Here is a 9900-nt window from a genome sequence, read left to right as displayed (position 1 = left end):
CCAGACGAGCCCACTACGCCCGCCGCCTCAACCTCGAATTCCAACCATGATCACGAATGGCGGCTGTCGTACTAGCCCGAAAGGAGGCGGAGCGGCAGGTACGCCAGCGGTGGTTGCCCTGGGTGTACGGGGCGGCCCTCACTCTGCAGCTGCTGCTAGCCATCGGCACCGACCGACCATCCACCCTGTGGATAGCCGGACTGAGCGCGGCCACCTGGGCGGTGCTGCTCTGCCAGCAGTGGCGCACCACCCAACGAGCCCGCCGCTACCTCAACGGCCCGACCTTGGGTCAAGCTGAGCGGTAACCCAGCCGCACCAGCGCGTCGCGGGTGTCAGTCCACCACCGTCGGTACGCAGGCACACCCTCCAACCGAGCCAGCGAGACCAACTCACCGAGCTGGCCGTAGTGGTCGGTAGTCGAACGGCTCACTCGCTGCATCACGCTGTTCAGCGCGCTCTTGGGATCGGCCACTCGCTCCACCTGTCGCGGCTGCGCGGGGAGTCCCATCTCGATATCGGTCCATCTGACGCCGAGCGCACTTCGCAGTGCGTCACCATCCGCGAGAAGCCACGCCTCCGTCTCACGCACCGGAACCACTGCTACCAGTTGCTCCGCACGCTCGCCCCACAACTCACGCAGCGGTCGCAGCCACTCCGCAGCAGTCCGCTCGGCGTTGGCACCCTGATCGTGATGAAAGAAGATGAGGGAGAAGCTTGCCGGATTCTGCTCGACAAGTCCGATTACATCAGCGACCGAGCACGGCCCTCTTCGATCGCGTAGCGGCTGAACGTCAGCGACCTCGACCGCGTCCTCGAATTCGGTCAAGCAGATCTCGGTCAACGCCCTGGCAAGCAGCCTGGGGAGAAACTGGTCATCGGTGACGCCCTCGGAGACCAACGCGGAGGTCAGATAACGCATCAGTTGTCCAACTCGGCCATGACCTCGAATTCAGCGATCTCTCTCGGGCTCACCACACTCCCGACATCCAACGCGTCCTCGATCGTGAGTTGCCGCGCCCCCGCAATCGCCCTCCACCGACTGACCCGACTACGGGCCTGGCCGCGTTGCACGCGACTGACGACGTCCATGAAGACCGCGTCGGTCCGCAGCCGGGCGTGGGCGGGTTCCAACGCTCGCAGGATCGCCGGCGAGTGACTACTCAGGATGAGCTGGGTCAGAGCGGTGCCCTCGGTTCCAGCGTCGATGGCCCGATCGACGAGGTTCCGGAGATACCTGACGAACTGCGCGAGCCGTTGCGGGAAGATGCCGTTCTCAGGCTCTTCGAAGCAGATAAGACCGGCGCCTCTGGGGTCGTACAACGCCGCCAGGAGGGCGATCGCTCGCAGTGTTCCGTCCGAGGCCACCCTGGCGGAGAAAGGCGCTTCCTCTCGGGTCAGCACTTCCACCTGCCGCTGCCGGCGGGCCTCGTCCTCAGCGAGGCGAACCCGGATGACACCCGGAATGACGGCGGCCAGGTCAGCGGAGAGATCGTTCAGCGCTCCTTCCGGCCTGTCGTCATTGCCGGTCTCATCCGCCAACCGCCGCAGCGTGTTGGCCAGGTGACCTCCGTTAGCTGCGAGGCCGTCGGGGTCGTCGTAGGAATCAGGGGCACGGAGCGCGCTGGGGTCCAGGTGCAGCAGACGCCACGACTGCATTTCCCGCTTTAGCGCGTAGAGCAGGGGGAAGTCTGTGGCCGTGGTCAGGCTGGACAGGACGGTGGCGGTGGCAGCCGACGCAGGAAGCCGACGCTTACGCCCCTGATTGCCCTGCTGCCTGATGCTGAAGACCGGCCGGTTCTGCTCGTCCTGTTCCGTCTCCAACGGATCGGCCCCGGTGCGATAGGCCGCCAACCGCTTACGCTGTTCGGCGTCGAACCGGGCCACCCAGGTGTCGTCCGCCCGCCGGATTCTCCGAACTGCCTCACGGACGACGTACGGCCGCTGAGTCCCGCTGTGGCCGGTCGATCTGAGTTCAAGCATCAGCTCGTAGCGAAGCCGCGAATGGTTGACTTCAGCCGTGTCGCCGAACGCATCCGTAACCGATCTGTCCAGCAGCACTTCTATGGCAAACGACATCACCTCGACCGTGGATCCGTCGGTGTGTTTGTGAAACAGGTCCACGATGTCGCCACGCATGTGCTGGGCGGCTTCAAGAACCGGGTCGCCGGCCAGTCGACTGAGGAACTGAATGGCGTCGAACAAGTTCGACTTGCCTGCCGCATTCCGTCCGATGATCACAAGGAAGGGCGGGATGTTCAACGAGAAATCACGGAAAGACTTGAACCCGTCTATCTCGATCCGCGTCAGCATCCCGCCCGCCCTCAGAGCGCCGGCGGCGTGAACGTGCCGACGGCGGACTCCAACGCGGCGGCGACCCGGTACATCCGGTCGTCGGCCATCGTCGGGGCCATCACCTGCAGGCCGACCGGCAACCCCTCGGAGAGACCACAGGGCACCGAGATGCCCGGCCCGCCGTACAGGTTGGTCGGGATCGTGTACAGGTCGGCCAGGTACATCTGGTACGGGTCGGCGGTGCGCGCGCCGATCGGGAACGCCACCGACGGGGTGGTCGGCGAGATCAACGCGTCGACCCGCTCGAACGCGGCGGTGAAGTCGCGGGTGATGAGCGTCCGGACCTTCTGCGCCTGCCCGTAGTACGCGTCGTAGTAACCCGACGACAGCGCGTACGTGCCGACCATGATGCGGCGCTTGACCTCCGGGCCGAAACCGGCCTCCCGGGTCAACGACATGACCTCCTCCAGCGACCGGTTGCCGTTGTCGCCGACCCGCAGGCCGAACCGGACGCCGTCGAACCGGGCCAGGTTGGAGGAGCACTCGCTCGGAGCGATCAGGTAGTACGCCGGCAGGGCGTACGCGAACGTCGGGCAGGAGACCTCCACGACCTCGGCGCCCATCTTGGTCAACGCGTCCACCGACTCGCGGAACGCGGCCATCACACCCGGCTCGGCGCCCTCGCCGACGAACTCGCTCACGATGCCGAGTCGCACGCCGGTCAGGTCGCCGGTCGCCCCGAGCTTCGCCGCCGCCACCACGTCCGGCACCGGCTGCGGGATCGAGGTGGAGTCCCGCGGGTCGTGCCCACCGATCACCTGGTGCAGCAGGGCCGCGTCGAGCACCGTACGGGCACACGGCCCGGGGGTGTCCAGCGACGAGGAGAAGGCGACCAGCCCATAGCGGGAGGTGCCGCCGTAGGTGGGCTTCGCGCCCACGGTGCCGGTGACCGCGCCAGGCTGGCGGATCGAGCCGCCGGTGTCCGAGCCGATCGCCAGCGGCGCCTCGTACGCGGCCAGCGCGGCGGCGCTGCCGCCACCCGAACCACCCGGGATCCGGTCCAGGTCCCACGGGTTGTGCGTCGGCCCGTACGCCGAGTATTCGGTGGAGGAGCCCATCGCGAACTCGTCCATGTTGGTCTTGCCGAGCATCACCGTGCCGGCGTCCCGCAGCCGCTGCACGATCGTCGCGTCGTACGGCGGACGCCAGCCCTCCAGGATCTTGGAGCCGACGGTGGTCGGCACACCCCGGGTGGCGAGCACGTCCTTCACCGCGACCGGCACACCCGCGAGGGGGCCCAACTCCTCGCCGGCGGCCCGGCGCTCGTCCACCGCGCGGGCCGCGGCGAGCGCGCCCTCGCTGTCGACGTGCAGGAAGGCGTGCACCCGGTCGTCGACCGCGGCGATCCGGTCCAGGTGCGCCTGGGTCACCTCGACGGCGGAGGTCTCACCGCCGGCGACAAGCGTGGCGATCTCCGTCGCCGTCATTCTGGTCAGATCGCTCATGCCGTCACTCCGCTTCGCTCCGCGACGCCATGAGGCACCACCGCGCTGCACTGCTGATTCGCTCGCTGCCGCTCGCTCATGCCGTCACTCCGCTTCGCTCCGCGACGCCATGAGGCACTTCGGCGCTGCACTGCTGATTCGCTCGCTGCCGCTCGCTCATGCCGTCACTCCGCTTCGCTCCGCGACGCCATGAGGCACCACGGCGCTGCACTGCTGATTCGCTCGCTGCCGCTCGCTCATGAGGCCACATCCTCGGTCAGGATCCGCGGCACGCGGAACCGCTGGTCCTCGGCATCGGGCGCGCCCGACAGCGCCTCCTGCGGGGTCAGGCACGGCGTGACCACGTCCTCGCGGAAGATGTTCGTCAACGGCACCGAGTGCGAGGTCGGCGGAATGTCCGCGGCGGCGACCTCGCCGACCTGGGCGACCGCCTGGAGGATCACGTCGAGCTGACCGGCGAACGTGTCCAGCTCCTCCTCGGTGACGGCGAGCCGCGACAGGCGCGCCAGGTGCGCGACCTCCTCGCGGGAGATGGCGGCCATCCGTGCCCCCTTCTGATGTCCTGCTGGTCGGGCGGTGTGCCGGCCGCGCGACGACTGGAGCGTGACGCGCGGTGACCGGAGCGAGTCTATTGTTCCGCTCCGGTGCCGCGTCCCCGGACTCCCCCTCCGGCGGCCTCGGGTCAGCGGGTGGGGCGGCGCGCGCTCTCCGACTGCGGGTGCCCACCGGTGGGGCGCACCGGCCGGTACCGGGCCAGCCAGGTGACCAGCTCCGCGGCGGGCATGGGCCGGGCGTAGAACCAACCCTGCGCCGCGTCGCAACCGGCGGCGTGCAGCATCCGCCAGGTCCGCTCGTCCTCGACGCCCTCGGCCACCACCCGCAACCCCAGAGCGCCGGCCAACTCGATCATCGACCGGACGATCGCCGCGTCGTCGGCGTCGTCGGCCATGCCGAGGACGAACGACCGGTCCACCTTCACCTCGGACAGCGGCAGTCTGCGCAGGTGCTGCAATGACGAGTAGCCGGTGCCGAAGTCGTCGAGCGCGATGCCCACCCCGATCCGGTGCAACTGGGAGATGGTCGCCAGCACCCGGCGCGGGTCAGCCATCAACGCGCCCTCGGTGATCTCCACCTGTAGCCGCTCGGCCGGCACCCCGGACCGGGCCAGCCGGTCGGCGATCTGGTCGGCGATCTCGCCGGTGTGCAGGTCCCGCACACTGACGTTGAGCGCCGCGCGCAGGCCGATGCCGACCTCCGACCACTTGGCGAGTTGCTCGACCACGTCGTCGACCACCCGCCGGGTGAGCAGCCGCATCACGGCGCTCTGCTCGGCGACCCGGATGAGTTCCTCCGGGTCGACCATTCCCCGCCGCGGGTGTCGCCACCGCAGCAGGGCCTCGACACCGACCACCTCGCCGGTCGCGATGGCGATCTGCGGCTGGTAATACATGGTGATTTCCCCGGCGTCGTCGGCCGGCCCGTCGTCCGCGTGCGCCCACCCCGTCGCTTCGAGCGGCCGCCCCGGTGCGTCCGACCCGATGCCCCGCCGCGGTCCGAGGTCACCGTTGCCCAGCGCGGCGAGCGCGCCTCCATTCGGTGACCGACGGCCGTTTCCGAGCCCGGCGCGTCGCTCCCGACCCCGCCCCGGCCGGGCGCCGGTGACCGCGGCACGGGTGTTGCGGCCCCGGATCGGGTCGGCACCGGTGGCGATCTGGTTGATCAGCTCGTCGGCGTGCAGCAGCTCGGCGTCGTCGCGCCGACGGCGCCCCCACCACCGGCCACCGGAGCGGGGCGCCGTCGCGATCGCCGGCGTCGGGTCCGCTTGTGGCGCGGCCTCGGCCGCCGCCCCGGTGGGCAGCGCCGCCCCGTCACCGCCGCGCACCTCGGCCGCCGCGTTGAGGGGTACGCCGACCACCCGCTCCGTACCGGCCACCTCACCCGGCACGCCGTCCCGACCCCGCCCGTCCCCCCGGTCGGCTCGGTCGGCGTGGGCGGCCCGGTCGGCGTGGGCGGCCCGGTCGGCGTGGGCGGCCCGGTCTTCCTGGTCCGACGTTCCCCCGAGGTGGCTGTGACCGGCCGGCTCGGCGTCGAACAACCCGTCGACCGGCGGGCCGGATTCCAGCACCCGACGCAGGTCGGCGAGGAGGCCGAGGCGCTCGGCCGAGTTGTGGTCGGACTCGGGGGCGTAGACGGCCACCGTGTCGTTGCGGTGCTTGGCGTCGTACATCGCGACGTCGGCGTGGCGCATCAGAGTGGCGAAGTCCTCGCCATGTTCGGGGAAGAGGGCGATCCCGATGGATCCGCCCACGTCCAACGGAAGCCCGTCGAGCGGCACCGGCTCGGCCAGCGCCTCGACCACCTGGTCGGCCAACTCCCGCGCCTGACCGACGTCGGTCAGCCCGGTCATCACGATGGCGAACTCGTCGCCGCCGAGCCGGGCGATCATCTTCGGTCGGGGCCGTACGTCGGTGAGCCGCGCGCTCACCTCGACCAGCAGCCGGTCGCCCACGGCGTGCCCGAGGGCGTCGTTCACGTTCTTGAAGCGGTCGAGGTCGATCAACAGCAGCGCCAACTGACCGTCGGGTTCGCCCCGAGCCGTCCGGTCGGCATGCACGTGTACCTGCTCGGCCACCTCGGTCAACAGTGCCTTGCGGTTGGGCAGGCCGGTGAGCGGGTCGGCGGCGGCGAGGTGCTGCTGTTCGACGGTCAGCCGCGCCATCCGGTAGACGGCGAACAGCGGCACCAGCACCAGCGGGATCAGCGCCGCGCTGACCCGCGCCGCCGCGACCAGCACCGGGGCGAGCAGCAGCAGCGAGCCGGTGGAGAGCAACTCGAAGCCGAGCCCCTGCCGCAGGGTGGGCCACCACCGGTCGCCGAAGCGCAGTCGCACCGCCCAGCTGACCAGCCCGTAGTTGACGAGGAACCACGCCAGCGTCGCCCCGGCGACGGCGGCCACGTCGGTCCAGTGCAACCGCCCGCCGGAGAAGATGGCGCCCGGCCCGAGCAGGATCACGCCGTACGCGGCGGCGAGGGCACACGCGTACTGCCCGACGTTGAACGCCGTCCGCCACGCCGCGTGCCGCATCCGCCAACCCGAGACGACCACCCCCACCGCCTGCACCAGCACCGCCGGGCCGAGGCCCCAACCGAGCAGGATCGCGAAGGTGAAGCAGGTGGAGGGGAACACCGCCGACGTCTGCCGGCGCCCCGGCGGGACGAACGGGCGGGCGTCGCAGATCACGGCGAGCGCGGCCATCGTCCAGAACGCCACCGGCAGCCGGGACACCTCGTCGGGAAGCGTCGCGAGTGGAACGGCGGCGGTCGCCGTGGCCACCACCAGGACGCCGACGACGAAGGCAGCGAACGGCGCCACCCGTCCCGGGGGCAGCGAGTTGCGTGGGTCGGCGACCTCCACCACACCTCCCGACCGACCGTCGACGTGCCGGTGCGCACGCCGTGACCCAATGAAACGCCCTCGGGCCCCGATTTCCCGGTATGACAGTCACGAATCGGTCGTAGTCGTAATTAAGTTGGTATACGTGACCAGTCGTCGCGGCACCGCCCACCCGGTCAGCCGCCGGGTTGAGCGACCTCCCGTGCGGCGTCCGGGCCGGCGTCCAGCAGGAGTTGGAACCCGGCCTCGTCGAGCACCGGCACCTTGAGGCTGGCCGCCTTGTCGGCCTTGGACCCCGGGTTGTCCCCCACCACCACGAAGCTCGTCTTCTTGGAGACCGACCCGCTGACCTTGCCACCCCGGCTCTGGACGGCCTCGGCGGCCTGGTCCCGGGAGAAACCGGCGAGTGTGCCGGTCACCACCACGGTCAACCCCTCCAGCGGGCGCGGCCCTTCGTCGCCCGCTTCCTCCGCCATCCGTACGCCGGCGTCGGCCCACTTGCGGACGACCTCGCGATGCCAGTCCACCGCGAACCACTCCCGGAGGCTCGCCGCGATGGTCGGCCCGACCCCGTCGACCGAGGACAGCTCCTCCTCGGTGGCCGCGTCGATGGCGTCCATCGAGCGGAAGTGCCGGGCGAGCGCCTGGGCCGCGGTCGGACCGACGTGCCGGATGGAGAGCGCCACCAGCACCCGCCACAGGTCCCGTTCCCTGGCGACCGCCAGATTGTCCAGCAACTTGCTGGCGTTGCTGCCCAGGCTGCCGTCCTTGTTGACGAAGAACGGGGACCGGGACAGCTGCTCGGCATCGAGCTGGAACAGGTCACCCTCGTCCGCGATGACCTCCGCGTCCAGCAGGGCCGCCGCCCCCTTGTAGCCGAGCGCCTCGATGTCGAAGGCGCCGCGGCCGGCAAGGTGGAACACCCGCTCACGCAGCTGGGCCGGGCAGCTGCGGGTGTTGGGGCAACGGATGTCGATGTCGCCCTCCTTCGACGGCGCGAGCGGGGTGCCGCAGGCCGGGCAGGTGGTCGGCATGACGAACGGCCGGGCATCGGCGGGACGCCTGTCGACCACCGGGCCCAGCACCTCAGGGATCACGTCACCGGCCTTGCGCAGCACCACCGTGTCACCGATCAGCACGCCCTTGCGCTCGACCTCACGGGCGTTGTGCAGGGTCGCGAGCGCGACGGTGGAGCCGGCCACCCGCACCGGCTCCAGCACGGCGAACGGGGTGACCCGCCCGGTCCGCCCCACGTTGACGTCGATGTCGAGCAGCTTGGTGGTGACCTCCTCCGGCGGGTACTTGAAGGCGATCGCCCACCGGGGCGCACGGCTGGTCGAGCCCAGCCGGCCCTGGATGGCGACCGGGTCGACCTTGACCACCACCCCGTCGATCTCGTGCTCGACGTCGTGCCGGTGCTCGGCGTAGTAGCCGATGTATTCCGCGACGCCGGCCAGGTCGGGGACGACCCGCCAGCGGTCGCTGGTCGGCAACCCCCAGGACCTGAGCGCCGCGTACGACTCGGACTGTGCGGTGGGCTGGAACCCCCGGCGGGCGCCGATGCCGTGCACCACCAGGCGCAGCGGCCGGGAGGCGGTGACCCGTGGATCCTTCTGCCGAAGGCTGCCCGCCGCGGCGTTGCGGGGGTTGGCGAAGGGCGCGCGGCCCTGCTCCACCAGGCCGGCGTTGAGATCGGCGAACGCGGCGACCGGGAAGTAGATCTCGCCCCGAACCTCCACCAGCTCGGGAATGTCCGGGAATTCGGCGGAGGGGGTGAGCTGGCCGGGCACACCCCGGATGCTGCGCACGTTGGCGGTGACGTCCTCACCGGTGCGGCCGTCGCCCCGGGTGGCGGCCCGGACCAGCCTGCCCTTCTCGTAGGTCAGGTTGATGGCCAACCCGTCGACCTTCAGCTCGCACAGGTAGGGCGCCGGGCCGCCCGCGTCCCGTTCGACCCGCTCGGCCCAGGCGGCCAACTCCTCGTCGGCGAAGGCGTTGTCGAGCGAGAGCATCCGTTCGGCGTGGGTGACCGGGGTGAAGTCGGTGGAGAACGTGCCGCCCACACGTTGGGTGGGTGAATCGGGCGTCCGCAACGCCGGGAACTCCGCCTCCAGTGCCTCCAGCTCGCGCAACTGCCGGTCGAAGTCGGTGTCGGGAATCGTCGGCGCGTCCAGCACGTAGTAGCGGTACTGATGCTCGGTCAACTCCTGACTGAGCGTGGCATGCCGCTCCCGGGCCTGCGGCGTCGGCTCAGCCCCGGCCGCCGCCTCCTGGGCCGGGCTGACCTGCTGACCGATCTGCTCCTCGGACACACCGCCACCTTCGGACACGCCTGCGACCTCCCTGATCACGCTACTCCGGCACGGTATCGGGCCGGTGGGACAATCCGTCGCCCGCCCGCCCGCCCGCCGCGACGTTCCTCATCCGCCGCGATCCGTGATCACTTAATGCTCAGTAGTTCTCAACGGGCCGATCCAACTACTCAGCATCAGGTGATCAAGGGGTGTCCGGGGGTGCCGCGGGGTGGGGCGGTTGCGGTGTGGTTGGCGGGCGGCCCGGGCGGCGACGTGCGAGGATCGCCGGACGATGTGGCCGGTGGGCCGCGGCGAGGGCGGACATACGTCCGCTGATTGGCACGAGGCGGGAGTACCCGCCGACAGGCACGAGGCGGGAGTACCCGCCGACAGGCACGAGGCGGGAGTACCCGCC

7 protein-coding genes are annotated in these 9900 nt (G+C 70.5%); 1 reads left to right on the top strand and 6 read right to left on the bottom strand.

Annotated features, from left to right (window positions below):
* The first annotated feature begins 56 nt into the window (after nt 1–56).
* The gene (locus ACLQ29_RS34115; RefSeq protein ID WP_425775482.1) at nt 57–305 is read left to right on the top strand and encodes a hypothetical protein; all 249 of its coding nucleotides are present in this window, start codon (nt 57–59) and stop codon (nt 303–305) included.
* Here ACLQ29_RS34115 and ACLQ29_RS34110 read toward each other — a convergent pair.
* The 6 genes from ACLQ29_RS34110 to ligA all read right to left on the bottom strand — a co-directional run bounded on the left by ACLQ29_RS34110 (nt 290) and on the right by ligA (nt 9503).
* On the bottom strand, nt 290–919 hold the full coding sequence (locus ACLQ29_RS34110; protein WP_425775481.1) for a DUF4276 family protein: 630 nt from the start codon (nt 917–919) through the stop codon (nt 290–292). The genes ACLQ29_RS34115 and ACLQ29_RS34110 overlap by 16 nt on opposite strands.
* Nucleotides 919–2310 (bottom strand): AAA family ATPase, encoded by a 1392-nt coding sequence (locus tag ACLQ29_RS34105; protein WP_425775480.1) that lies wholly within the window; start codon nt 2308–2310, stop codon nt 919–921. The genes ACLQ29_RS34110 and ACLQ29_RS34105 overlap by 1 nt, the downstream gene beginning before the upstream one ends.
* An 11-nt stretch (nt 2311–2321) precedes the next feature.
* Nucleotides 2322–3797 (bottom strand): Asp-tRNA(Asn)/Glu-tRNA(Gln) amidotransferase subunit GatA, encoded by a 1476-nt coding sequence (gatA, locus tag ACLQ29_RS34100; RefSeq protein ID WP_425775479.1) that lies wholly within the window; start codon nt 3795–3797, stop codon nt 2322–2324.
* Between the two features lie 236 nt (nt 3798–4033).
* Nucleotides 4034–4339, bottom strand: a complete 306-nt coding sequence (gatC, locus tag ACLQ29_RS34095) for an Asp-tRNA(Asn)/Glu-tRNA(Gln) amidotransferase subunit GatC (protein WP_007456314.1) — start codon at nt 4337–4339, stop codon at nt 4034–4036.
* A 140-nt stretch (nt 4340–4479) separates the two neighbouring features.
* Nucleotides 4480–7212, bottom strand: coding sequence for an EAL domain-containing protein (locus tag ACLQ29_RS34090; protein ID WP_425775478.1), 2733 nt, complete (start codon nt 7210–7212; stop codon nt 4480–4482).
* A 155-nt stretch (nt 7213–7367) separates the two neighbouring features.
* A complete protein-coding gene (gene ligA, locus ACLQ29_RS34085) occupies nt 7368–9503 on the bottom strand; it encodes an NAD-dependent DNA ligase LigA (protein WP_425775477.1) in 2136 nt (711 codons plus the stop codon).
* Nucleotides 9504–9900 lie beyond the last annotated feature (397 nt).

This window comes from Micromonospora sp. DT228 (genome assembly GCF_049841595.1).
Taxonomy (GTDB): Bacteria; Actinomycetota; Actinomycetes; order Mycobacteriales; family Micromonosporaceae; genus Micromonospora.
Note: the sequence above shows the minus strand (reverse complement) of the source record. Positions and strands in the feature narration are given on the sequence as shown.